Origin of the sequence: Ornithinibacillus sp. 4-3, assembly GCF_040958695.1 — a bacterium.
Classification (GTDB): Bacteria; Bacillota; Bacilli; order Bacillales; family Amphibacillaceae; genus CALAMD01.
The window spans coordinates 174,589-198,803 of the sequence record NZ_CP162599.1 but is presented as its reverse complement, the minus strand read 5'-3'; the positions used below and the strand labels follow the sequence as shown (position 1 = coordinate 198,803).

At 35.7% G+C, this 24,215-nt stretch carries 25 protein-coding genes; 8 read left to right on the top strand and 17 right to left on the bottom strand.

Features of this window, described 5'->3' with window-relative positions; all coding sequences use genetic code 11:
• Positions 1 to 136: 136 nt before the first annotated feature.
• The gene (locus tag AB4Y30_RS01045; RefSeq protein ID WP_368653684.1) at positions 137 to 1,078 is read right to left on the bottom strand and encodes a LytTR family transcriptional regulator DNA-binding domain-containing protein; all 942 of its coding nucleotides are present in this window, start codon (positions 1,076 to 1,078) and stop codon (positions 137 to 139) included.
• Between the two features lie 257 nt (positions 1,079 to 1,335).
• Here AB4Y30_RS01045 and AB4Y30_RS01040 point away from each other — a divergent pair, with 257 nt between their 5' ends.
• Complete coding sequence (locus AB4Y30_RS01040; RefSeq protein WP_368653683.1) at positions 1,336 to 2,523, top strand: DUF418 domain-containing protein; 1,188 nt, start codon at positions 1,336 to 1,338, stop codon at positions 2,521 to 2,523.
• Between the two features lie 67 nt (positions 2,524 to 2,590).
• Here the strand turns inward: AB4Y30_RS01040 and AB4Y30_RS01035 are convergent, their stop codons facing one another.
• The gene (locus tag AB4Y30_RS01035) at positions 2,591 to 3,433 is read right to left on the bottom strand and encodes an aldo/keto reductase (RefSeq protein ID WP_368653682.1); all 843 of its coding nucleotides are present in this window, start codon (positions 3,431 to 3,433) and stop codon (positions 2,591 to 2,593) included.
• A gap of 300 nt (positions 3,434 to 3,733) precedes the next feature.
• On the opposite strand from AB4Y30_RS01035, the gene AB4Y30_RS01030 reads away from it, so the two are divergent.
• From AB4Y30_RS01030 to mnhG, 7 genes are all read left to right on the top strand, one after another.
• Positions 3,734 to 6,136 carry a Na+/H+ antiporter subunit A gene (locus tag AB4Y30_RS01030; RefSeq protein WP_368653681.1) on the top strand — a complete coding sequence of 801 codons (2,403 nt, stop codon included), beginning with the start codon at positions 3,734 to 3,736 and terminating at the stop codon, positions 6,134 to 6,136.
• Positions 6,137 to 6,559 carry a Na(+)/H(+) antiporter subunit B gene (locus AB4Y30_RS01025; RefSeq protein ID WP_368653680.1) on the top strand — a complete coding sequence of 141 codons (423 nt, stop codon included), beginning with the start codon at positions 6,137 to 6,139 and terminating at the stop codon, positions 6,557 to 6,559. It abuts the gene before it with no gap.
• A complete protein-coding gene (locus AB4Y30_RS01020; RefSeq protein ID WP_368653679.1) occupies positions 6,559 to 6,900 on the top strand; it encodes a Na(+)/H(+) antiporter subunit C in 342 nt (113 codons plus the stop codon). The genes AB4Y30_RS01025 and AB4Y30_RS01020 overlap by 1 nt, the downstream gene beginning before the upstream one ends.
• Complete coding sequence (locus AB4Y30_RS01015; RefSeq protein WP_368653678.1) at positions 6,893 to 8,374, top strand: Na+/H+ antiporter subunit D; 1,482 nt, start codon at positions 6,893 to 6,895, stop codon at positions 8,372 to 8,374. Before AB4Y30_RS01020 ends, AB4Y30_RS01015 begins: the two co-directional genes overlap by 8 nt.
• A 112-nt stretch (positions 8,375 to 8,486) precedes the next feature.
• Positions 8,487 to 8,966, top strand: a complete 480-nt coding sequence (locus AB4Y30_RS01010) for a Na+/H+ antiporter subunit E (protein WP_368653677.1) — start codon at positions 8,487 to 8,489, stop codon at positions 8,964 to 8,966.
• Positions 8,966 to 9,250 carry a Na(+)/H(+) antiporter subunit F1 gene (locus AB4Y30_RS01005; protein WP_368653676.1) on the top strand — a complete coding sequence of 95 codons (285 nt, stop codon included), beginning with the start codon at positions 8,966 to 8,968 and terminating at the stop codon, positions 9,248 to 9,250. Before AB4Y30_RS01010 ends, AB4Y30_RS01005 begins: the two co-directional genes overlap by 1 nt.
• A complete protein-coding gene (gene mnhG / locus AB4Y30_RS01000) occupies positions 9,234 to 9,569 on the top strand; it encodes a monovalent cation/H(+) antiporter subunit G (RefSeq protein ID WP_368653675.1) in 336 nt (111 codons plus the stop codon). Before AB4Y30_RS01005 ends, mnhG begins: the two co-directional genes overlap by 17 nt.
• Before the next feature lie 63 nt (positions 9,570 to 9,632).
• On the opposite strand, the gene AB4Y30_RS00995 is transcribed toward mnhG, so the two are convergent.
• The 15 genes from AB4Y30_RS00995 to AB4Y30_RS00925 form a co-directional block, all read right to left on the bottom strand.
• Entirely contained in the window at positions 9,633 to 10,052 is a 420-nt protein-coding gene (locus tag AB4Y30_RS00995; protein ID WP_368653674.1) for a VOC family protein, read from the bottom strand.
• A 10-nt stretch (positions 10,053 to 10,062) separates the two neighbouring features.
• Positions 10,063 to 10,425 (bottom strand): nuclear transport factor 2 family protein, encoded by a 363-nt coding sequence (locus AB4Y30_RS00990; protein WP_368653673.1) that lies wholly within the window; start codon positions 10,423 to 10,425, stop codon positions 10,063 to 10,065.
• Positions 10,426 to 10,494: 69 nt separating this feature from the next.
• On the bottom strand, positions 10,495 to 11,298 hold the full coding sequence (locus AB4Y30_RS00985; protein ID WP_368653672.1) for a helix-turn-helix domain-containing protein: 804 nt from the start codon (positions 11,296 to 11,298) through the stop codon (positions 10,495 to 10,497).
• 41 nt (positions 11,299 to 11,339) lie between these two features.
• Complete coding sequence (locus AB4Y30_RS00980; RefSeq protein WP_368653671.1) at positions 11,340 to 11,789, bottom strand: GNAT family N-acetyltransferase; 450 nt, start codon at positions 11,787 to 11,789, stop codon at positions 11,340 to 11,342.
• Between the two features lie 233 nt (positions 11,790 to 12,022).
• On the bottom strand, positions 12,023 to 13,420 hold the full coding sequence (locus AB4Y30_RS00975) for a serine hydrolase domain-containing protein (protein WP_368653670.1): 1,398 nt from the start codon (positions 13,418 to 13,420) through the stop codon (positions 12,023 to 12,025).
• Between the two features lie 144 nt (positions 13,421 to 13,564).
• Positions 13,565 to 15,418, bottom strand: coding sequence for an oligopeptide ABC transporter substrate-binding protein (locus AB4Y30_RS00970; RefSeq protein WP_368653669.1), 1,854 nt, complete (start codon positions 15,416 to 15,418; stop codon positions 13,565 to 13,567).
• Positions 15,419 to 15,485: 67 nt separating this feature from the next.
• Positions 15,486 to 16,388, bottom strand: coding sequence for an ABC transporter permease (locus AB4Y30_RS00965; protein WP_368653668.1), 903 nt, complete (start codon positions 16,386 to 16,388; stop codon positions 15,486 to 15,488).
• 24 nt (positions 16,389 to 16,412) lie between these two features.
• Positions 16,413 to 17,375, bottom strand: coding sequence for an oligopeptide ABC transporter permease (gene opp4B, locus AB4Y30_RS00960; RefSeq protein ID WP_368653667.1), 963 nt, complete (start codon positions 17,373 to 17,375; stop codon positions 16,413 to 16,415).
• Position 17,376: 1 nt separating this feature from the next.
• Positions 17,377 to 18,315, bottom strand: a complete 939-nt coding sequence (locus tag AB4Y30_RS00955; protein WP_368653666.1) for an ABC transporter ATP-binding protein — start codon at positions 18,313 to 18,315, stop codon at positions 17,377 to 17,379.
• Positions 18,302 to 19,315 (bottom strand): ABC transporter ATP-binding protein, encoded by a 1,014-nt coding sequence (locus AB4Y30_RS00950; RefSeq protein ID WP_368653665.1) that lies wholly within the window; start codon positions 19,313 to 19,315, stop codon positions 18,302 to 18,304. Before AB4Y30_RS00950 ends, AB4Y30_RS00955 begins: the two co-directional genes overlap by 14 nt.
• A 466-nt stretch (positions 19,316 to 19,781) precedes the next feature.
• A complete protein-coding gene (locus AB4Y30_RS00945; protein ID WP_368653664.1) occupies positions 19,782 to 20,168 on the bottom strand; it encodes a DUF3899 domain-containing protein in 387 nt (128 codons plus the stop codon).
• A gap of 25 nt (positions 20,169 to 20,193) precedes the next feature.
• A complete protein-coding gene (locus AB4Y30_RS00940; RefSeq protein WP_368653663.1) occupies positions 20,194 to 21,171 on the bottom strand; it encodes an ABC transporter ATP-binding protein in 978 nt (325 codons plus the stop codon).
• The gene (locus AB4Y30_RS00935; protein ID WP_368653662.1) at positions 21,164 to 22,186 is read right to left on the bottom strand and encodes an ABC transporter ATP-binding protein; all 1,023 of its coding nucleotides are present in this window, start codon (positions 22,184 to 22,186) and stop codon (positions 21,164 to 21,166) included. The genes AB4Y30_RS00940 and AB4Y30_RS00935 overlap by 8 nt, the downstream gene beginning before the upstream one ends.
• An 11-nt stretch (positions 22,187 to 22,197) precedes the next feature.
• Positions 22,198 to 23,208 (bottom strand): oligopeptide ABC transporter permease, encoded by a 1,011-nt coding sequence (gene opp3C / locus AB4Y30_RS00930; protein ID WP_368653661.1) that lies wholly within the window; start codon positions 23,206 to 23,208, stop codon positions 22,198 to 22,200.
• The gene (locus tag AB4Y30_RS00925; RefSeq protein ID WP_368653660.1) at positions 23,205 to 24,137 is read right to left on the bottom strand and encodes an ABC transporter permease; all 933 of its coding nucleotides are present in this window, start codon (positions 24,135 to 24,137) and stop codon (positions 23,205 to 23,207) included. Before AB4Y30_RS00925 ends, opp3C begins: the two co-directional genes overlap by 4 nt.
• Positions 24,138 to 24,215: the final 78 nt, after the last annotated feature.

The following is a 24,215-nucleotide window of genomic DNA, read 5'->3' as shown; positions in this document are numbered from 1 at the left end:
CTTTCGTTTTCTGCTTAACCTTACTGTAAAGGTAAATTACAATTCTCACATTATAAAAGAGACGAAAAGAGTATATTGGAGTCTAAATGGAGTTATTGAAAGACAAAATAAGCTAATTTATTTCCGGGGAAATATATCAAATTCCGATTAATTTCTTTAAAATTGGTAATTTATTTTTGGACAATGGGACGGTTGTATTTGTTGTCGTATGTATCGACAAACTATAACTATTTCGTGTCCAAGTAATAATTTCCCGCACTTTTTGTAAATTTACAATATAAGAACGATGACATCGGAAAAATCCAAGTGACATAAGACGGTTTTCTAAATCTGTTAAAGTGAGCGCACAGGGATATGCTTCTCCTCCAACATATACATGGACATCCCCTTCTACGCTTTCAATATAATCAATTTCTGGCGGGTTAAATAAAATAATTTTATCATTTTTCTTTGTTGGAATTTTATCAACTTTCATTGGTAAAGTATTTACTGGTTCAGAACCTATCGAATCTTGACTATCTGTATCTAATTGCCTTAATCCCTCTACATCTAATCGATAAACTTCGTTACACGAAATAAGCAAATCCTCTAAATTATTAGATAGTAAAATCGTCATTTTAGAAGGTAAATTTTCAAGAATCTTAATCATTAACTGTTTTGGATACTCTTCTATGTTTTGTAGCGGTTCTTCTAAGATAAGCGTATTTGCAGAATTAAGATAAAACCTTATATATTGTAGGAGCTGATATTCACTCTTTGTTAGATTCTTTACACGGGTACTTGCAATATTATCTAAGCCAACCATCATTAATAATGATTCAACAGGCTCTTTTGATCCATATAATCTCTTGAAAAACTTAATATGCTCTTTTACTGTCAAATTACGATATAACGCATCCTCTTTCACATGTACATATGTGTTTTGCTGTTTCATAAAATTTCTTAATAAATATTGCACTCTTTTAGCATCTGTATAAATACCAATTGTTTTTCCTTTTTCATACGATAGCTTAATCTCAGGGCAAACAATATTTCCTGCTTCTATATATGGATGAATATGGAAACTCTGTAATTCCATAATAAAACCTCACCTTGCTATTCTTTTCTACAATCATAGCAATTTTTCGCTTAAATTTGAAAGCAATTTTTAAGCAGATTGGTGGCAACGATACAAACAATAGCCCCAGCAGGAAAACCCAATGACCAAATTGAAATGATAGAATAGTTTTTATTTTTCACTTTTTTAATGTAGAATGGACGTGAAAATAGGGAAAGAAATTACAAGTACATTTATTTGTCACACAGCTCTAGGTATTTAAAATTAGGAGGATTGGTATGTCTGAGCTAAATGCAGCTACTAGAGGAACTCAAAAGAAACGTGCGCTTTCTTTAGATCTCGCACGAGGATTCATGCTCTTATTGATTGTTCTTTCACATGTGCCCCTGTTTTTATATATGATAGAACCGGGTGTATTAACAAAAGTAGCTGGTAGTACCACTTTGGATCATTTCTTAAATTTTTTAATGGAGATTATTGTAGATAATCGTGCACGCCCATTATTCGCAGTATTGTTTGGGTATGGTCTGGTCATGATTTATCGTAAGCAACAAGAAAGAAAAGGTGATAAGGAAGCAAAGCGGATTATCAAAAGAAGATGCTGGTATTTAATTTTATTTGGAGCTGTCCTCGCAGGAGTTGCGGGTGGACAGGATATATTAATGACATATGGTATTGCGGGACTTCTATTAGTTTCTACCTTAAAAAAAGACAATACAAAGATTAAAAAATATGTGATTATTTCTATCCTTATATGCGCTATCTATATACCATTTCTATGGGGAGGCGTTCTATTTGAGAATCAGTCTTATGGATTGCTCGAGTCAGTAACTGGTCAAGAAACATATTTCAATACCGTGCTGGATCGGTTAATAAGTATACCAATCATTCCTTTATTTACCCATGTATTCTTTCCAGTAATTCCTTCTGTACTAATAGGAATTTGGCTAGGAAATTTAAATATATTGATCAAACCACAACCTCATCTAAAGCTACTAAAACAATTAACGATTGCCGGTCTAAGCATCTCACTCCTTGGCGCTATACCACTAGTATTGATTAATGACTTTTGGTTTCCTAGTTTCTTTATTGCAGGGGTAGTATATGGGATTCATGTAATCACTGGTTTTGCTGCTGGTATAGGCTATGCTGCACTATTCGGATTACTAGGAGTCTGGATTAAAAAACAAGGCTTTATTGTAAAATCCATCGCAGCATTGGGGAAACGTTCATTAACTTTTTTCGTTATACATGAAGTGTCCATTGTGATCCTCCTATCCCCTATAGCCTTTAATTTAGGTGCAGTTCTAACAGTTACAACTTCTGTACTAATCGGGATTCTCATCTGGGTTGTTACTTTATTTACAGCCTATTTTATGGAGCATCATCAAATGTCAGGTCCACTGGAAAAGTATATGCGCTATCTAATCTATCGTCATCCAACAAGTAATAATGCTTCCACGTAAAAAAAGCCTAATTTCTCATATTATAAATGGGAAATTAGGCTTTTAATTACTGATCGTCACTTTACAATTAAAACTCTTCATACACAGCAGGATCTTGGTCCTTTATTCTTCCATCTGGTTGGGTAAGTTGATTAATCATCATCATTTCAGTCTCACTTAATTGGAAATCAAAAATAGAAATATTCTCTTTCTGTCGGACTGGAGAAACTGATTTAGGTATAGCAATTGCACCAAGCTGATAATGCCAACGAAGAATGATTTGTGAGACTGTTTTATGATACTGATCAGCAATTTTTTGGATTCTTTTATCTTGTAGTAATTGGCTTCCTCTAGTTAGCGGACTCCATGATTCTGTAATAATTTGATGTTCTTTATGCCATTTCAGCTGCTCTAGTTGGTTAAATTGTGGATGTAATTCGATTTGATTCACTGTTGGTAAAATCCCTGTTTCTTTTTCTAGACGTTCTATGTGTTCTGGTAAGAAATTACATACACCAATAGAACGTATATAACCAAATTTCTGTGCATCAATAAGTGCTTGCCATGCTTCTATATAGTTATCCTGAATCGGATTTGGCCAGTGAATAAGATATAGATCATAATAATCTAAATTTGCTCGAAATAGAGACTCTTGAATCGTAATAATCGCGTCCTCATAATGATGATAACGTCCTGGGAGCTTTGAAGTGATAAATAATTCCTCACGCGGTACAGAGCTTCTACGAATGGCCTCACCAACAGTTGCCTCATTCTCATAATTATAGGCAGAATCAAGCAAACGATAGCCATTAGCAATAGCGTGATTAATCGCTTGTGCACCATGATGTCCCTTTAGCTTATAAGTACCAAAACCAACAGCAGGTATTTGCACCCCATCGTGTAATGTGATTTCTGGAATTTGGTTTGTCATCTGTTTACGCTCCTTTCTTTATTATCTAAAGCCTAGCTTGCTACATTCTAAAGTTCAAGCAATCCGTTTTATATAGAAAAGGGGCTTCGTTTTATTTACTTTAACTGTAAAACATATGTTATAATATTTGATAGCTAAATATTGAATACACAGGAGGAGTCTGTCACCATGGGATTAGTATGCCCATTGGTAGCAGACTTTTTCTCATTTGCTTGGTAAATTCCTAAGATCAAGCGATATTCATGCTTTAAATGTTCTATATTTATTACATATTAATCATTATTGAAAGGAGAAGTTTTCTTGTCTGTCTTACATCTTGTTATTATCGCACCACTCTTATTAGCAATTATTGTGCCTTTCCTAAGTAAGAAAATCCACGGACTTCATACAGGCTGGTTTGTGCTTTTACTCCCAATCGTATTATTCATTTACTTTTTACAGCTTATTCCTGTCATGAGAAATCAGGAGTCCATTCAAGAAACGATGAATTGGATCCCTTCTTTAGGTATTAATTTTACAGCCTATGTAGATGGATTAGGACTGCTATTCGCTCTACTCATTACTGGTATTGGCGCATTGGTTGTGCTTTATTCCATCTTTTACCTATCAAAGGAAAAAGAAAACCTCAGTACATTCTATGTTTATCTACTTATGTTCATGGGAGCGATGCTCGGTGTCGTACTCTCTGATAACTTAATCGTTCTTTATGTATTCTGGGAGCTAACTTCTTTTTCATCCTTCCTATTAATTGGATATTGGTTTGAGAGAGAGCGTTCACGCTACGGTGCACAAAAGTCGATGTTAATTACCGTATTTGGTGGACTTGCGATGCTTGGAGGATTTCTATTACTACACGTGATGACAGGTTCCTTCAGTGTTAGAGAAATTATTTCCATGGCTAGCGAAATAAGCTCAGATCCATTATTTATTGTAGCGCTTGTATTAGTTCTTCTTGGAGCTTTTACGAAATCAGCACAATTTCCTTTTCACATTTGGCTACCAGATGCAATGGAAGCACCTACACCTGTCAGTGCATATTTGCACTCGGCAACGATGGTGAAAGCAGGAATTTATTTAGTTGCGCGTATGAGCCCTGTTTTTGCTGAACAAGGAATTTGGCTATGGCTTGTTGGTGGAATAGGTATCTTAACACTCTTATGGGGCTCAATTAATGCAGTGAAACAAACCGATTTAAAAGCTATTCTTGCTTTTTCAACCGTGAGTCAGCTCGGATTAATTATGAGCTTACTTGGAGTCGGTGCGGCTGCACTTCATTTTACAGAGCTTGACACGAATATTTATATGGCTGCCACTGCAGCAGCAGTATTTCATTTAGTGAACCATGCGACATTCAAAGGAAGCCTATTTATGGTCGCTGGGATTGTCGATCATGAAACAGGAACAAGGGATATTCGTAAATTAGGTGGGCTTATGCAAATCATGCCTATTACATTTACCATTGCTTTAATCGGTTCCTTTTCGATGGCAGGCTTGCCTCCATTTAATGGGTTCCTGAGTAAAGAAATGTTCCTTGAAAGCATGGTAGATATATTATCACTTAACATATTCCAGTTAGAAACATGGGGAGTGCTTTTCCCTGTACTTGCATGGATAGCAAGTGTATTCACTTTTATCTACAGCATGATTTTCTTATTTAAAACATTTAGAGGTAAATATAAGCCTGAGAAATTACCAGTACAACCACATGAAGCACCAATTGGCATGTTAATTTCTCCAATTATCTTAGCTGCTCTTGTTATTGTTTTTGGGTTATTTCCAAATATACTTTCTGAATCAATTATTGAACCGGCTGCTAGTTCGATTATGCCTGAGCTGATTGCAGCAGGTCAGACATTTGATATTCACATTTCATTCTGGCATGGCTTCACTCCAGCATTATGGATGACCATTGGAATCATTACCGTCGGAATATTATTGTATGTGACATTACCGAAATGGAAAAAAGTATATGAAAAACTTCCGAAAAAAATTACGTTAAACAATATGTATGATGCTGGATTAATGCGATTAGAATCTAGCTCAAATAAAGCAACAAGCTTTTATATGACAGGATCAATTAGACAATATATGATTTATATCTTTATTGGTCTCATTAGTATTCTAAGCTTTTCTCTTATCAGCAAAAATGCATTTGCAATTGATACAAGTAATGTAGCTCCTGTTGGAGTATATGAATTGGTGCTTGCCTTTATTGTTGTAGCAGCCTCTTTCACTATTCTGATGGCGAGAACAAGACTTACATCAATTATTGCACTTGGAGCAGTTGGATATACTGTTGCATTATTCTTCATCCTATTTAGAGCGCCTGATTTGGCCCTCACACAGCTTGTTATTGAAACAATTTCTGTTGCTTTATTCTTACTTTGTTTCTATCACCTGCCGAAGTTAAGTCGAAAAGAAGAGCGTATAAAATTTAAATTGACAAATGCTATTATAGCAGGTGGTGTAGGGGTTATTGTGACATTAGTTACCCTATCAGCACATAGTACAAAACTTTTTGAATCCATTTCACAGTATTATATTGAAAACACAGCAGAAAAAGCTGGTGGAGGTAACATGGTTAACGTTATCCTTGTTGACTTCCGTGGATTAGATACAATGTTTGAAATAGCCGTATTAGGTATTGCCGCTCTTGGTATATACGGTATGATTCGACTAAGACTCTCAAGGAGGAAAAAGTAGATGGGCTCAAATGACATGATTTTACAAACTGCAACCAAAGTCGTTTCTTTTATCATTTTACTTTTCTCTCTCCATATATTTTTCGCAGGTCATTACAATCCTGGAGGCGGGTTTGTTGGTGGTTTATTGACCTCTGGTGCAATTGTTTTACTATTGCTTGCTTATGATATTAAAACAGTGGCGAATAGCTTACCTATTAATTACAGATACATGATTGCCATTGGACTTTTATTTGCTGTTGGGACAGGTGTAGGAGCATTCATCTTTGACGTTCCTTTCCTAACCCATGCATTTGACTATTTTGAATTACCATTACTCGGCAAAACATCCTTACATACAGCTGTTTTGTTTGATATTGGCGTATACCTAGTTGTCGTTGGTGCTACGATGACCATTATTCAAACGATTGGAGAGAGCGAATAATGGAAATTATAATGTCGATATTAATCGGTCTACTCTTTGCTAGTGCCGTTTACTTAATGTTATCAAAAAGTTTATTACGAATTATTATTGGAACAGGCTTACTCAGCCATGGTGCACATTTGATGCTTTTAACAATGGCAGGATTAAAGCGTGGTACAGTGCCACTGCTTGGAGAAAATGCAGAAGCATATACAGATCCACTACCTCAAGCACTTGTGCTTACAGCAATTGTTATTAGCTTCGGTGTAACAGCTTTTTTCCTTGTTCTAGCTTATCGCACCTATCAAGAGCTTGGCACGGACAATGTCGAAGAGATGAGAGGTACTGAAAAAGATGATTAATTTACTAATACTACCGATTATCATTCCACTTGTCACTGCTGTCATTTTGATCTTTTTTGCTAATAAAATTGCCATTCAGCGTTGGATTTCTGTGATTTCTATGATAGGAACATTCATTACTTCCTTGATTTTGATTCATAAAATCCATCAGAGTGGTATTCAGACACTAGACCTTAGTAACTGGCCAGCACCCTTCGGTATCACACTTGTATCCGATATGTTATCTGCCCTACTGGTTGCTACTGGCTCTTTTATTGCACTTTGTTGTATTCTTTATTCCTTTGACACTATTGGGAAGGAACGTGAAAAATACTATTACTACTCTATCGTTCAATTTTTGATGGTGGGTGTAAACGGAGCATTTACTACAGGTGATATATTCAATATGTTCGTCTTTTTCGAAGTAATGCTCATGTCCTCCTATGCATTGATTGTTATTGGTGGAACAAAAATACAATTACGTGAATCCATTAAGTATTTACTTGTGAATATCACATCCTCTGCATTATTTGTTATTGCAGTTGCTTATCTTTATTCTGTGGTTGGAACCTTAAACATGGCTCATATTTCAGAAAGAATTGCAGAAGTAAATCAACCTGGTATTCTATCTGTCATTGCAGTACTCTTTTTAATTGTATTTGGCTTAAAAGGTGGTATATTCCCGCTCTTCTTTTGGCTACCAGGTTCCTACTATGCGCCACCAGTTCCAATCTTGGCGTTATTCGGGGCTTTATTAACCAAAGTAGGTGTATATTCTATCTTAAGAACATATACCCTGTTCTTCTATCATGATCAAGGGTTTACACATACACTACTTATCGTCTTGTCATTAATAACCGTAGTGCTTGGCGCTATTGCCGCCATTGCCTATAAAGATATTAAAAAGATTATTATTTACAATATCATTATTGCTATCGGAGTTATTACTTATGGTATTGGGGTTATGAATGCTGATGCCTTGAGCGGTTCTGTCTTCTATTTAATCCATGATATGTTAATTAAAGCAGCGCTCTTTATGATTGCTGGTGTTATTATTATCATTACAGGGACAGGCAATTATCAGAAATTTAGTGGGTTAATCCGACATTACCCATTACTTAGTTGGACTTTCTTTATTTCCATTCTCGCACTTGCAGGTATTCCACCATTAAGTGGTTTTGTTGGGAAGATTTTGATAGCAAGAGGAGGATTTGAAGCTAATGATGTGATTGGAGCATTGATTATTCTATTCTCCAGTCTAGCTGTCCTATATTCATTGATGAGAGTATTCATTAATAGCTTCTGGGGCGAATCAAAAAGCGGTCAGATTAATACGAATGCAAGCATCGGCAAATTAATGGTTCCGATCATTCTACTAATGGTTGTCTCTATCTGCTATGGTGTATTCTCTGAATATGTAAATGTCTATATTACGCAGGCTGTAGAAGTGCTCATCAATCCTTCTATTTATATTGATGCTGTTTTATATAAATAAAGGATAAATTAGCAAAAATCTTGATGTGTCACTTAATTCTTGAACATGTATTTATAGAGTACTAAGTGGCACATCATTCGAAATTTTCCTAGAGACAAAGGAGGAATGCATAATGGCTTTTCAAATATTATTGAACTTTTTGCTAGCAGCATTATGGATGTTTTTTGAAAGCTCTGTTACATTGTCTACATTTATTATTGGCTATCTACTAGGATTACTCATTATTTTTGTCATGCGTAGATTTTTCAACACTCGCTTTTATTTATATAGAGTATTTGCAGTTATCTGGCTCACTATCCTTTTTCTAAAAGAATTAGTTCTTGCTAATCTAGCTGTATTAAAAGTCGTACTTAAACCAAATTTAGATGATATCAAACCTGGTATCTTTGCATTTGAAACAGAGCTCGAAACTGAGTGGGAAGTTACGCTACTATCCAGTTTAATTACATTAACCCCTGGTACACTCGTTGTTGATGTATCTGATGATAATAAAGTGCTCTACATTCATTCCATGGACATTGAAGATGTTGATGAAGCTGTAGAAAGTATTAAGCTTTCATTTGAGAAAGCAATTTCGGAGGTGAGTCGCTAATGCTTGATATTGTTTTAAAAATTGCCTTAACTGGCTTTTCGCTTTCCTCTGTACTCTTGCTTATCCGAGTGATTAAAGGTCCATCTGTTCCAGACCGCATTGTTGCATTAGATGCGATGGGAATCAACTTAGCGGCTATTACAGGAGTTGCATCCATGCTGTTTCATACGAAAGCTTTTTTAGATGTCATCCTATTGTTCGGAATCCTGGCTTTCATTGGTACGGTTTCATTCTCTAAATTCTTACAAAAAGGGGAGGCTATCGAATATGAACGCCGCCGCTGAATGGTTGATCATCATTTTCGTTTTAATAGGAACCTTTTTAAGCATAGTTGCTGCTATTGGTGTTTTAAGATTACCTGATGTTTATACAAGAAACCATGCAGCTTCAAAATCAACTACACTTGGTGTATTATTTGCACTTACTGGAACATTAATCTACTTTTATGCACATGATGGCGAATTTAATGCTAGAGTAGTTCTAAGTATAATATTTATCTTTATTACTGCCCCAGTTGCAGCTCATCTAATTAGTAGAGCAGCTTATTATACAGGCGTGAAATTAGCTAAGCAAAGTGTGAAAGATGATTTAAAAAATAAATAAGAACTCTTAAAAATACCGCTATAACAAGACTCAAAAGTCTCGGCTATAGCGGTGTTTTATATATTAGCTGTTTGTTGAAATTTGCCAAGTAATTCCAAATTTATCCTTCACTTGTCCATAAGCAGGGCTCCAGTCTGTTGGAGCGAGCGGCATCAATATTTCACCATCTGTTTGTAATTTCTCAAAAACCTCTTTTGCTTTCTCTGCATTTTGTAAAGTCACACAGGCATCCATATTTGTTCCTGCTTCAACTGTTTGTCCTGGGAAAGTGTCTGATAGTAAAAGTTCCGTATTACCAATATTCAAATGCGCATGAAGAACCCGGTTCTTAGCCTCTTCAGGAATTGTGAACGCTGGATTCTCAGGTAATTCAGCAAATGTCCTAATCCCTAATACTTCCGCTTCGAATATATCTTTATAAAATTCTACTGCTTCTTGTCCATTACCATTCATTTTCAAGTATACATGAACACCTATAACCATCTTATTCACCTCAATTTTCGTCAGTATTTGCTTGTTTAATCATAAATACGGTGATACTTTTAATTTTCTCATTTTCAAATTCGTACCAATCTGTAAAACAGTAAATAACTTTTTCATCACCTTCCACAAATTCCATTTCTCCTTCTATTACAGCGGTATTTCCCTCAATCAATGTTCGATGGACCTCATAAACATCTGCTTTATACCCACGCATCGGTTCCATCTTTTCAATATAAGCGGCCTTTCCTTCACTAATACCATGTCCTATTTCATTCATCACAATATCCTCTGTAGCCAATTCGATCATGGAATCTACATCACCATTGGCAAAAGCATGATTGATTTTTTCCATAAGCTGCTTTGTTACTGACATGATACACTCACCTCTCCAAGTTTTTTCCTAGTATAACAAAGATGTGAATATCAAATTTCTTCTCAATTGCTATATTCCTTCTTTTCCATGGGAAATTGGTGAACGTTGTAAAAAGTGTTTCATTAATAAAGGCAGCGAAATAAGAATTGGTGGATCTGTTATTGCTGGTTTATGCATAGTGAGGTGAATGGACGATAAGATATTCCTACCATCCAAATGAATTGGAATTGGATGACGAACACGCAATGTTTCTTGTGGGATAAGAATAGATTTAGAATCTATTCCCCATGATAGCGCCGTTGCCATCAGGTAATAGGTACCAACAGGAATATGATTTAACTCAAATTCACCTGTCGTCATCAATAGCGTACCACGAATAGGGAGTCCCTCTGGTATTGGCTTTGAGAATATTCCAATAAAAATAATACCATCAAAATTTTCCTCAGCATGGATAGAACCAACTACTTGATGATAAGGGGAGCTATTTTGCCTTTCGGTAGTTAATCGTTTATTGGATTTTAAATCTGTCATATACTGATTTGAATTCGTTTGAGCTGTTCTAAATGCTGCAGGTGTGATTCCAATACTTTTTGTAAAACGTGTTGTAAACGTGCCCAGACTCTGTTGACCAACTTCAAAACCAATATCTCTAATTGGAAAATTTGTATCCAATAACAATCGTTTTGCTAATTGTAATCGCATACTGGAAACATAATATTTTGGAGGTACGCCTACATGCTTTTTGAACATACGAGAAAAATGATAAGGACTATAGGCTGCCTCATTTGCGAGTTTCTCAAGTGACAAATCTTTATCAAGATTTTCTTGAATAAACAAAATAGCATCATGAATGGCTCTATCCTGTGTCTCCATCTTATATACTCTCCTTACCTGCTCTATCCTCTGCAGTAAAATTAGAAAATCAACTTCATTCCTTCATGACTTGCAGTAAAACCTAATCTTTCATAAAAACGGTAAGCATCCTTACGTGCCTTATCTGTTGTCAATTGTACAAGGCCACAATTTTCAGCTTTTGCAACAGCAATTGCTTCTTTAAATAAAGCTTCTCCTATTCTTTTCCCACGATAATCCTTATCCACACGCACCCCTTCTATTTGTGCACGCTTCATTCCTTGTCTCGCTAATCCAGGAATCATTGTTAATTGAATACAGCCAATGACCTTATCTTCTTCAACTGCTAATAAAATTTGATTACCTATTTGGGATTCAATTGCAGCAAAAGCCTCATAATATACGTCTGGTAATGGATCCTCATACCTTTCACGCTTAGATCCCAATTCGTCATCTGCTAGTAGACGGACAATTGCTGGTAAATCTTCTTTATGAGCTTTTCGAAAATTCATTTTGTATGCCTCCTTATTTACAATGCCTTATTATTTCTAGGAATTCTGCTTGTCCCTTTAAGAACAGGGAATTCACTGTTCTGTTTCCTCTATTCCCTTTTTTCAGATAATATAGGGATGGTAGATGGTGTGAATTGAATCTATTCTTATACATTCATCATCCCATCAGTTAAAAGAAAAAAGGTTCTAGCTTTAGATTACAGCAAGAACCAGTTAAAAACAAAATATATTTATTATTCAATTACTTTTGGGACTACGCGTAAAGAACAGAACAATGCATAGGGTTGCTCTTTTTCATCTACTAGAATTTCCATCATTCCTTCTGATTCCTCAAACGTTGTAATTAACTCTGTTTTACTTATAAATTTTGTAGGATATTCGCCATCTTCATTGATAAAAACTAGTTTCCCATCTTTCATTTCTAAAGTAATATCTGCTCCTTCATCTGATTTGTACTTCCCTGTATAGGAAGAAAGTACAGCAAGATCTATGTCATATTCCTCATAATTTACATGATTTGCATCCATATCCTCGCCAAGGTGGATATTAAATGCATTTCTTAATAATTTAGCCGCTGGAACTCCAATTAAATTAGTAAGCACAATTCCTGCTAACTCTTTTTCTAATATGAAACCAAATCTAGATGAAACAGCTCTTAAGCTTCCCCCGTGCCCGATATAGGTATGACCAAAATAATTTGGAATTATTTCAAGACCATATCCATAATATTGGTCCTGATATACCTTCATATGAGGCTTTAACATTTCATTGATACTTTCCTCAGAAAGTATCCGTTTTCCATTAACTAATCCTTTATTTAGATATAGCTCTGCGTATTGCAACATATCGTTTGCAGTAGACTTTAAAAATCCAGTAGCTTGCATGGAACTACTAGTTATCCAATCTTTATCAGCCTCAATTTCCTTTTTATCTCCTTTTTTTCCATAGGAGATTGTACAGTTATCATGCCCTTCCATTTCCTCAAATGTAAAGCGAGTATGTTTCATTCCACATGGATCAACAATATATTGATAAACATATGATTCATACGATTGTCCACTCACCCGTTCTATAATTGCTCCTAATAAACTGTATGCTTCATTAGAATAACTAAATTGAACTCCCGAATCTGCAAATAACTCTACATTTTGATCTGCTATATATTCCATCAAATCTTCATATGTGTGCAGAATAGGTTGTTCTTTGTTATCACCAACATGAACATATTCAGATGGATTATCCTCGCTCGGCTTTTTCATCGCATACTCTAAAGCAGACATCGGTGGTAAGCCTGAGGAATGGGTCATAAAATGGTGAATCCTAATTTTATCTAGCTTTTCTTTATTCTTTATACGGAACTCAGGCAAATACGTACTCACTTTATCCAGAACATTTAATTTCCCATTTTCTTGTAAATGCATGATTGCTGCACATGTGAATGATTTTGTAACAGAGGCGAGCCCAAAAGCAGTATCACCTGTTACTAATAATTCTTCTTCACGATTACGATATCCCATTGCAGAACTGTAAATTTTTTCTCCATTTTTTGATAAGGATACTATAGCTCCTGGAACTTTATATTTTTCAATTAACTTTTGACCAGCTTCTTCTAGGCTTTTTGTTTCTTGCATCTAGGTTTTATCCCCCTTTAGTTACCTTTCAAAAATGAACAACACTCAAAATCATAAATATTTGTATCTGCCCACACACTAAGTAAAGTATATGAACAGATACAAAACTAAACCTCTAAACCAAAAAATATTTTCTGTTATCTCTTAATTACCATCAACATATGGCTCATCTTGTGTTACTCCAAGCTGATGATAATAAATTTTCTCCGCTCTATCTATTGTATAGTTTACAACTCTATTATTAACAGCTCTCATTGCTGTACCATATCTTGTTGGGAAACGTGGTACTTCTTCAACCATCAATTCCTGCCATTTATTATAAGTATCGATGAGAAAATCATTATCAAATCCTTCTATACTTCCAGCTGCCTCTAGTAGTGCGTTAGATTCCTCACTTTGGTATCTAGGATAGTTGAACATACTGTCTTTCCCATTAAAAATTCTTGGATCTGGGTTACTGAATTGACCAAAGCTTGATAGAACTACATCTACTTCGTAATCATCTCTAGAGTTAAGCATGTCGTAGAAGTTATTAGTTTCCATCAAACGTCCATTATATAATTCAACATTGAGCCCTATTTCGCCCCATGCCTGCATATAATACTTAGCCATTGGTTCCGCTATATCGCCACCGGAAGTAGCTGCGAATATAATTGTTAATTCATTTCCATCAGGATCTGTTCGGTAATCTTCTCCATCAGCCCATTCATAACCGGCTTCATCTAGTAATTGATTAGCTTTTTCTGGATCATATTCTCGACCAGGATTTGTTGTATCATGATACTCTCCATAGAAAGGTGCAATCATTGTTGTTCCCTTAGGGATTAATCCATGATAAAATTGTTCCACTACTCTTCCAGTATCAACAGCATGCCACATTGCTTGCCTTAAATTCTTATTCGCCATTTTCATAGATGGATCAGGTTTAACTTCGTTCGTTGCTTCATCCCAAGTTCCCATGACAAAATCAATAAATTGGATACCATTTGATGTATCAGCTAATATTTCTACGTTGGTTAAATCATCATTATCTGGATATGCTGTAATTTCAAAAGGTGTTATATCCACTCCACCAGTCTTTACCTCTTGAACTACGTTGCTTGGATCGATAACTTTCAATGTTACTTGATCTAGATTTGGTTCTCCACGCCAATAATCCTCATTTTTAGTAAGGACTACAGATTCCCCTGGTACGATACGCTCTACTTTAAATGGTCCATAACCGATAGGGCGTTCGCGTACTTCTGGAGCTGCAGCCATCTCATCTAATGTCATATCACCAAAAATATGTTTTGGTACAGGGCTTCTCCAAATATCTACAAATGGATCTGCTTCTAAGAATGTTATTTCTATCGTCTTTTCATCAATTACTTTAATTCCGGAAATCGAATCTGCTTCACCTGCATGATATTCCTCCATACCTTCCACATTTCTTTCATCTGATCCATACCATGAACCTTCATAATCCGGGTGACCGATTATCTCATATGCAAACTCTAAATCTTCTGCTTTTAGAGGCTCTCCATCGTGCCAATTAACATTATCTCTAATTGTTATGGTCCATACTTTTTTACTTTCATCAATTTCAAATGTAGCAGGTCCATCTTGCGTATAATTAAAGTTTTCATCCTTTTCTAGAATTCCATCTTGAAACCATCCCATAATGGTATCGTCAATAGACATTACATAAAACACATGTAGAAGTGTACCTGCGAATGGAGTACTTGATACTAATCCTACAGTAATTTCTCCACCATCCATTGGTTCGCCTTCATTTGTTTTTGTTGCCTTAAAATCCTCAATAGAATAAGTGCCATCACTATCTGAATCAGGTTCAGCATCATCATCTGAATCAGTATCATTGTCATTTTTATTCGAATCAGGTTGAGCATTGTCATTTGAATCAGTATCATTTGATGAGTCATCAGAACATGCTACTAACATCAAACAAGCAGCCATCAATAAAATCAACAATTTAAATAAATGCTTTTTCTTCATGCCATCAACTCCTTACTTTTTATTTGTGGTTCATAACAACTCATACACATGGGGCGTGAAAAATGCATCACTCCTTTCGCTGTCTTGCATCAGTGGCACGCTTTAACGCTTGACCAACATTATTAACACTCAACATTAATAATAAGATTAAGATTCCTGCTGGTAGCCATATCCACCACCTATGTTCTAATGTTTGTGGATCTGTTGAATAACTTAGAAGTGTTCCTAAGCTTGGTGTATCCTCTGGAAAACCAAAACCTAAGAAAGAGAGTCCTGATTCAAGGCCGATATTATTCGCCAAACTTAGCGTCATATTTACAATAATTAATGACATCAAGTTTGGCATGATTTGAGTAAACATGATTTTAAGGTTAGACGACCCTAATGTTTTAGATGCTTGCACGTATTCCATTTCCGTCTCCTGTAAAGTACGCGAACGAATAAGTCGGGCTTTACCCATCCAGAGAAAAGCTGTCATAATCAAAGTAAATGAAAGAATACTATATTTAGGAACAATAGAAACAAATACAATTACTAACATTAGAAACGGTAAGATCATGAAAAAGTCAACAACACGCATAAGAGCATTATCAACGTTTTTACCATAATAACCAGAAACTATCCCTACCACTATTCCAATAATTCCTGCTAAAATTGTTACAATAAATCCAATGGTTAAGGAATTACGTGTTCCAATAATTAATTGTCCAAATACGTCCCTACCCCCATAATCCGTTCCTAGCCAAAATTCGGCTGACGGGGCTTCATAAATAGAAAATAAATCTACCTTAACAATTTCATCGTGATCTAGGATAATAGCAGCTCCGTACACAAATAACGTTACTAACACTAGAAATATTAATGAAATTAAGGCTATCTTATCTCGAACTACTTCTCTCCATATAATTAGAGCACCATTTGGACTTTTACTTTTTTGATGGGTTTGTTCTGCAGTTGAAGCATTCCCCATTGTTATCACCTCAAATTCATTTCTTTATTTTATGCGGATACGTGGATCAACATAGCTTAATATAATATCGGAAAGCAAAGCACCTAAAACTGCTGCTACACCAAATAATAAAACAAGTGCTGTTACTACACTAAAGTCTCGTAAATGGATAGACTGGATAAATAATTGCCCCATACCTGGATAACTAAAAATACTTTCAATAAAAATGGTGCCTCCAATTAATCCTGTTATCTCATAACCAAAAAAAGCGGCAATAGGTATTAATGAATTTCTTAAAATATGACGATTATATATTCTTGATTCTGAAGCCCCTTTAGATCTTGCTGTTATAATAAAATCCTTATGCTTTGTATCAATAATTTCATTTCGCAAATATTGCACTGTTCCGACAACAGCGATTAGACTCATTGATAATGCCGGAAGTAATAAATGTCTAATTTTACTTAACACATAATCAAAGGTACCTGGAACCGCATTAGGAGAAACGCTTCCACTAGTTGGAAACCAATTTAATTGGAATCCAAAAACCCAAACCATGATTAATCCGAAAATAAAGATTGGAATGGCGAACCCTACATATGTATAACCAGTAACAAGACGGTCAATCCAAGTATCATTATATCTTCCACTGATAATACCAAGCGGGATAGCTAATAAATACGTTAAAATTAAGGTGGCTAATGATAGCCAAAATGTATTAGCAAGCCGCTCCCCAATTACAGTTGTAACAGGTACTTTAAATTGAAAGGATCGCCCAAAATCACCTTGAAATATATTTTTAACCCAATCGATGTATTGCACATACCAAGGATTATTTAATCCCAATTGTTCTCTTAACTCTACAAGTCTAGCTGGATCTACGCCTGGTTCTATCATTCCAGTTAAAGCATCCCCAGGCATTAATTTAGCTAGAATAAAAATAAAAATACTTAAAATAGCTATTTGAGGAATCATGATGAGTAATCTTCGTATTATAAATTTCCACATGCTATTTACTTCCTTTCTTAGGTATAGCTGCGGTATGTGTTTCAGAGATTTTTACTAACTCCCTAGCCAAACCATCTGTATTAAAGTAATAATCGTAGGAATCTTTATATTCCTTTTGGATCTTTTGACGAATCTTTATTTGCTCCTCTCGATTCTGAGGATTGATATCTGGAATTGCAGATATAAGTCGTTTTGTATAAATATGCTGGGGATTTTCAAAAACTTCATCAGCCAATCCTTGCTCAATAAATCTCCCCTTATACATAACCCCAATATGATCACTCATATGTTTAATAACTCCTAAGTCATGACTAATGATTAAATAAGTTAAATTCAATTCCTTTTGTATGTCTTGCATGAAGTTTAAAACTTGTGCTTGAATAGAAACATCCAATGCCGAAACAGGTTCATCAGCAATAATTAATTTAGGGTTTAGCGCGATGGCCCGAGCAATTCCTATACGTTGCAGCTGTCCCCCTGAAAATTCATGCGGATATTTATAAATACTAGCTGCGCTTAGCCCCACTTGCTCTAATAATTCATATACGCGTTTCTTCTCTTCTTCCTTTGATAACTTATATGCATTCCGATGAGGTTCAGCAATGATATCTTTCACTCTTTTTTTAGGATTCAATGAAGAAAAGGGATCCTGAAAAATCATTTGAATATCTTTTCTGATATCAAAATCAGAACGTTTAAAATCTGTTATATTTTTTCCTTGAAAAAGAATTTCTCCTGAAGTAATATCATTCAAACCAATAATTGCTCTACCTGTAGTAGTTTTACCAGACCCAGACTCTCCAACAAGTCCATATGTTTTTCCTTGCTCAATATGAAAAGTAACTCCATCAACAGCTTTCACATGATCTACTATTCTTTTAAAAATTCCTCCCCTTATTGGGAAGTGAATCTTTAAGTCTTTTACCTCAAGTAATGTCATGAAGACTTTCCTCCTTACTCGCAGGGAAATAAAAATGTTTATAACAAGAACATCTTACAAAATGACCTGGTTCAACTTCTGTTAACTCTGGATTTTCTTCATGAGCCGATTCATCGATCCATGGGATTCTGGCAGCAAACCGACAGCCATTACGTGGTAAATCTTGCAGGGGAGGTACTATACCGTGAATTGCATGTAATTTTGATTTAACATTATCACCAGCTGGTATGGACTGAAATAATGATTTAGTATATGGATGTAATGGATTTTGAAACAGTGTATATACATCTGCAATTTCTACAATTTGACCTGCATACATCACGGCTACTCTATCTGCCATTTCTGCTACAACGCCTAAATCATGAGTGATAAGCATAATACCTGCATTAATTTCTTGTTTTAATTCTTTCATTAAATCTAAAATTTGGGATTGAATAGTTACATCGAGTGCTGTGGTGGGTTCATCAGCTATTAATAATTCAGGTCCATTTGCAATTGCAGTAGCGATGATAACCCTTTGTCTCATTCCACCCGATAACTCATGAGGATATTGATTATATGTATACTCGGGACGGGGTATTTCCACTTTTTTTAATAAATCTATCGTTCTTTTATATCGTTGTTTTTTCGAGAGGTGTTTATGATGTAATAGTATTGTTTCTCCAATTTGATTTCCTACTGTCATTAAGGGATTTAATGCTTTTAATGGATCCTGAAAAATCATTCCAATTTCACTTCCACGCAAACGATTCATTTTGTTATGACCTATGTTAGCAATATCGTTTCCCTTATAAATAACCTCTCCTTCAATCTTCGCACGTGTATGTAATCCTGTTATCGAAAAAGCTAATGCACTTTTTCCGCAACCTGACTCTCCAACAATAGCGAGTACTTCATTACCGTTAACATTCAACGACACATCATCGACAGCCGCATAATATTCATCATTTATTTTGAACGATGTTTTAAGATTTTTAATTTCTAATAAAGTCTTGTTCAATTTAATTTACACCCCATTACTATAGTTGAGTCTACTTTATATATATGTACTAAATCCTTTTCTATAGAACTAATTTTTCAATATTCAAATAAAAATGTATTCGCTTTCACAGATGAGTTTACTACCTTTAAAAGGTAGTTTTGGTCACTATTTTACTTACAAAAATTTGAAACATTGTATTTTGTTATCCGTTCTAATATGTGAATGTGATCTATTTGCATGTACTCTATGATATATACGTTTTAGAATTTCATATATTGAAATATCATTTCATTATTTTTGATATACAAACATACTATCACATAAATATTTTTTGTCAATTTATTTTATTTAAAATTATTAGTTAATTTGGATTGTGGAGATCTTCTTTAACTATTTTTGAGAATTAATGAAAATAAAGATACATTGAAAAATCATTTTTAGTCTGCAAAATTTCCTAGATGGATACATCTCAAATTTCCCTTCATCACAGGCTTTGCATCAACGATAAAATCATAGAAAATGCTGCTAGGATAATGCCTGATAAGAGAAGGGATGTCGTCCATCTAGGTCTCTCCTTTTCCTCTAATTCATCGCCTTTATAATTTTTTTGTTTTCGTTCAATTTCATCTGCCATCTTACTTCCCTGTTTTAGTTTCGAGAAAAAGTATGTGAAATTGTACGAGAGGCGTTGAAAGGGCATACTATAAATAAATACAAGTCCTGCACCACTAACTAAAAAAATAAGAGCGATAATAAAAATCATATCAAGCCAATCAATTAAAGAAGTTTGTTCTGATGTGAGGGCGATATAACCATAGGAACCTATAGCTATTAGACCTACAATAATGCCTATTTGCCACCATCTTTTCATGATTACACACCCTCCCTCTTTTTCATTAATTTACATCGTTGTATAGATGACATGCTACAAAGTGATTAGGTTTCTGTTCCTTCCACTCTGGAACTTCTTGTGAACAAATATCCATTGCAAGTGGACAACGTGTTCGAAAACGGCAGCCACTTGGTGGATTAACTGGACTTGGTACTGTTCCTTCTAAAATAATTCGTTCACGTGTTCTCTCAATTCTTGGATCAGCAACAGGTATCGCAGATAATAAAGCTTTTGTATAGGGATGAAGTGGGTCATGGTATAATTCATCACTCGTTGCGAGCTCAACCATTCCACCTAAATACATTACTGCAACTCGGTCACTAATATGTTTTACCATAGATAAATCATGAGCAATAAATAAATAGGTTAAACCTTTTTCTTCTTGTAGCTCTTTTAGTAAGTTAACAATTTGCGCTTGAATAGAAACATCCAGAGCAGCAATTGGCTCATCAGCAATAATAAATTCAGGGTCAACTGCTAATGCACGAGCAATCCCAATTCGTTGCCGTTGTCCTCCACTAAATTCATGCGGATAGCGATTTGCGAATCGCTTATGTAAGCCAACACTATCTAGCAACTCAGAAACACGTTCATCAACCTTCTTTTTGGGCAAATTTGGTTCATGAATTTGAATCCCTTCCGATACAATTTCACTTACTGTCATTCGAGCATTAAGCGAAGAGTATGGATCTTGGAAAATCATTTGTACTTCTTTTTGAAACGTCCGTTCTTCTTTTTTCGATAATTTGCCTGCAACATCTTTTCCTTTAAACAGCACCTCACCTGATGTTGGTTGATATAGCCTAATAATTGTTCGACCTAGTGTTGATTTTCCACAACCAGATTCACCCACCACTCCTAGTGTTTCACCTCGATATATATCAAAAGAGACACCATCAACCGCTTGCAAAGTTGTTTTTTTCTTCAGTTGAAAATGCTTTTTTACATTCGTTATTTCAACTAATTTTTCCTGACTACTCATTTACACTCACATCCATTCCTACGGGTATCTCCACACGTGGTGCCCGATCATCTAATAACCAACAAGCTGAAGCATGTGTATCTGATACTTCAAATGGATCTGGCACATGTGAATGACACACTTTCATCGCATAAGGACATCTTGGCGCAAATGGGCATCCACTTATAGGCTGCTCTAAATCAGGAGGTGACCCGACGATTGGCACAAGAGGCTCTTTGTCGTCTTCATGTAATTTTGGCATCGAGCTTAATAATCCCCACGTATAAGGATGTCTTGGCTCATAAAATATTTCGTCCACTGTTCCAATTTCTACGATTCGACCTGCGTACATAACTGCCACGCGCTGTGCCATATTTGCAACAACACCCAAATCATGTGTAATAATAATAATCGAGGTATCGAGTTCATTTTGTAATTCCCTCATTAAATCAAGAATTTGCGCTTGAATCGTTACATCTAATGCTGTTGTTGGCTCATCAGCAATAAGGATTTTTGGTTTACATGCAATCGCCATTGCTACAACAATCCGTTGACGCATTCCTCCTGAAAATTGATGGGGGTATTCTTTCATTCGGGTTTCTGCATTTGGAATTCCAACCATTTCAATAAGTCCTACAGCAACATTGTATGCTTCTTTCTTTGTTAAAGGTTGATGTTCCAGTAGCCCTTCCATGATTTGCTTACCAATTGAAATCGTTGGGTTTAAGGATGTCATCGGATCCTGAAAGACCATTGAAATCGCAGATCCTCGAATTTTTCGCATCTCTCTTTCACTGTATTTGAGCAAGTTCTTCCCTTCAAACATAACTTCTCCATCATTTACCACACTGTTTTGCTTAGGCAGCAATTGCATGATTGTTCGAGCAGAAACGGATTTTCCAGAGCCGGATTCACCTACAATTGCAAGTGTCTCCCCTTTCTCCAATGAGAAATTCACTCCTCGTAATACATTTGCTTCCCCGTTATATGTTTTAAAGGAGACATCTAAATTGTTTACCGTTAAAATCTTCTCCACATGTTTTCCTCCTACTTCCGCATTTTCGGATCTAATGCATCTCGCAATCCATCTGCCAGCACGTTAAAGCTAATCATGATCACACTGATGATAATTGCTGGATAAACCATTTTATAAGGAAGCAATTGCATTGTTTTATACCCATCATCAATTAACACTCCTAGTGATGCGAGTGGTGGCTGAAGTCCAAGTCCAATAAAGCTTAAAAACGCTTCAAAGAAAATAGCTGTTGGAATCGTGAACATTAATGTAACAATAATGGAACCGAGTGCATTAGGGAGTAAATGTTTCGAAATAAGCTTAAAGTCACTCGCTCCTAATGCCCGAGACGCTAATACAAATTCTTGACCTTTTAACTGTAGTAGCTGCCCCCGCACGACACGGGCCATATTAACCCACCCAGTAATAACGAGTGCGAGCGTGATAGATAAAATACCCGGTTCAAGAATTAAAATAAACAAAACAATTAAGATTAAGTTTGGGATCCCAACTAAAACCTCAATAATTCGCTGCATGACATTATCGACACGCCCTCCGTAAAAAGAAGAGATTCCTCCATAAATTACCCCAATGATTAAATCAAGGGATGCAGCTAAAAATGCAATATATAACGATATTTTTGTTCCTTCCCAAACACGTGTCCAAATATCACGACCGAACTGATCTGTTCCAAACCAGTATGCTCCATCGAAATTACGTTCTGCATAAAGATCGACTCCGTTTCGATCGATCCCATCAAATCCTAACCATTCAAGTCCAGCGACTTTTGGCGGCATATGGGAATGTGCAACATTTTGATCTTTATACGTATAATCATTCAACATCGGTCCGACAAAAGCCATGACGATGATAAAAAGTAGTAAAAAGATACTAATAACAGCGCCTTTATTTCTTCTCAGTCGTACCCATGCATCTTTCCAAAAACTAAGTTGAGGTTCATCTGAAATTTGTAATTCCTTTTTCCCAACAATTGGATCTGGAGTAAACAAATCATCAGAAATATCTCTATTTTGCTGTGTCATGAGCGATCACTCCCATCAAGGCGAATACGAGGATCTAATAAGCCATACATTAAATCCACAATAAAAATAATCGCAACAAATAAAAAGCTATAGAAAATGGTGATTCCCATAATCACGCTATAATCATTTACTAAAATCGACATCGTAAATTGTTCTCCGATCCCAGGAACAGCAAATATCTTCTCAATTACTAATGTTCCGGTTAAGAGGCCTACAGTCAATGGTGCAAGCATCGTTAAAACGGGAATAAGCGCATTACGAATAACATGTTTCACTGTTACATTAAATTGACTAATCCCTTTTGCTCGAGCAGTAATTACATAATCCTGGCCTAGGACTTCTAGCATTTCCGAACGAATAAAACGAGCAACCGTTGCCATCACCGTAACCGATAATGCAATACTAGGCATAATCGTATTCGCATACCCATTCCATAGGGCCGGAGGTAGCAGCTTCCACTGTACACCTATATAATATTGCATCAATGCTGCGAAAATAAAGGATGGAATGGACATTCCTAGAACAGCAACAACTACAGAGCCATAATCTAAAAATGTATTATGTCTAAGAGCAGACACAATCCCCAATGTTAATCCAACAATTATTCCTAACACGAGTCCTTGCATACCAATTAAAGCGGACGGGCCAATTCGTTCAGCAATAATCGTATTTACTGAACGTCCCGTATATGTAAATGAAATTCCTAAATCACCTTTTACTAAATTTCCAATATACTTAACATATTGGATAGCAACTGGTTGATCAAGGCCATACCGCTTATCTAATAATTCAATTTGATTATCCGTTAACTCATCTACATTTCCATATGGGGTTCCGGGTAGAAGTTGCATTAATAAAAATGTCAATGTAACAATTACGAATAATGCAGTGAACATATAGCCTAAACGCTTTAAAATATACTTACTCATCTTCACCACTCCCTCTTCATGCACTTTGAAGAAAAAGAAGAGGATGTATCGATTTGATACGTCCTCCTTCTTTTCTTG

Excerpts from the sequence above, each read along its gene's own strand:
- AB4Y30_RS00980 (WP_368653671.1), bottom strand. The coding sequence starts at position 11,789 with ATGAATTTTCGAAAAGCTCATAAAGAAGATTTACCAGCAATTGTCCGT.
- opp3C (WP_368653661.1), bottom strand. The coding sequence starts at position 23,208 with ATGACACAGCAAAATAGAGATATTTCTGATGATTTGTTTACTCCAGAT.
- AB4Y30_RS00995 (WP_368653674.1), bottom strand. The coding sequence starts at position 10,052 with ATGGTTATAGGTGTTCATGTATACTTGAAAATGAATGGTAATGGACAA.
- AB4Y30_RS00955 (WP_368653666.1), bottom strand. The coding sequence starts at position 18,315 with ATGACATTACTTGAGGTAAAAGACTTAAAGATTCACTTCCCAATAAGG.
- opp4B (WP_368653667.1), bottom strand. The coding sequence starts at position 17,375 with ATGTGGAAATTTATAATACGAAGATTACTCATCATGATTCCTCAAATA.
- AB4Y30_RS00975 (WP_368653670.1), bottom strand. The coding sequence starts at position 13,420 with ATGCAAGAAACAAAAAGCCTAGAAGAAGCTGGTCAAAAGTTAATTGAA.
- AB4Y30_RS01025 (WP_368653680.1), top strand. The coding sequence starts at position 6,137 with ATGGGCTCAAATGACATGATTTTACAAACTGCAACCAAAGTCGTTTCT.
- AB4Y30_RS01020 (WP_368653679.1), top strand. The coding sequence starts at position 6,559 with ATGGAAATTATAATGTCGATATTAATCGGTCTACTCTTTGCTAGTGCC.
- AB4Y30_RS01040 (WP_368653683.1), top strand. The coding sequence starts at position 1,336 with ATGTCTGAGCTAAATGCAGCTACTAGAGGAACTCAAAAGAAACGTGCG.
- AB4Y30_RS00945 (WP_368653664.1), bottom strand. The coding sequence starts at position 20,168 with ATGAAAAGATGGTGGCAAATAGGCATTATTGTAGGTCTAATAGCTATA.
- AB4Y30_RS00925 (WP_368653660.1), bottom strand. The coding sequence starts at position 24,137 with ATGAGTAAGTATATTTTAAAGCGTTTAGGCTATATGTTCACTGCATTA.
- AB4Y30_RS00970 (WP_368653669.1), bottom strand. The coding sequence starts at position 15,418 with ATGAAGAAAAAGCATTTATTTAAATTGTTGATTTTATTGATGGCTGCT.
- AB4Y30_RS01045 (WP_368653684.1), bottom strand. The coding sequence starts at position 1,078 with ATGGAATTACAGAGTTTCCATATTCATCCATATATAGAAGCAGGAAAT.
- AB4Y30_RS00940 (WP_368653663.1), bottom strand. The coding sequence starts at position 21,171 with ATGAGTAGTCAGGAAAAATTAGTTGAAATAACGAATGTAAAAAAGCAT.
- AB4Y30_RS00985 (WP_368653672.1), bottom strand. The coding sequence starts at position 11,298 with ATGGAGACACAGGATAGAGCCATTCATGATGCTATTTTGTTTATTCAA.
- mnhG (WP_368653675.1), top strand. The coding sequence starts at position 9,234 with ATGAACGCCGCCGCTGAATGGTTGATCATCATTTTCGTTTTAATAGGA.
- AB4Y30_RS01010 (WP_368653677.1), top strand. The coding sequence starts at position 8,487 with ATGGCTTTTCAAATATTATTGAACTTTTTGCTAGCAGCATTATGGATG.
- AB4Y30_RS00990 (WP_368653673.1), bottom strand. The coding sequence starts at position 10,425 with ATGTCAGTAACAAAGCAGCTTATGGAAAAAATCAATCATGCTTTTGCC.
- AB4Y30_RS01015 (WP_368653678.1), top strand. The coding sequence starts at position 6,893 with ATGATTAATTTACTAATACTACCGATTATCATTCCACTTGTCACTGCT.
- AB4Y30_RS01035 (WP_368653682.1), bottom strand. The coding sequence starts at position 3,433 with ATGACAAACCAAATTCCAGAAATCACATTACACGATGGGGTGCAAATA.
- AB4Y30_RS01005 (WP_368653676.1), top strand. The coding sequence starts at position 8,966 with ATGCTTGATATTGTTTTAAAAATTGCCTTAACTGGCTTTTCGCTTTCC.
- AB4Y30_RS00965 (WP_368653668.1), bottom strand. The coding sequence starts at position 16,388 with ATGGGGAATGCTTCAACTGCAGAACAAACCCATCAAAAAAGTAAAAGT.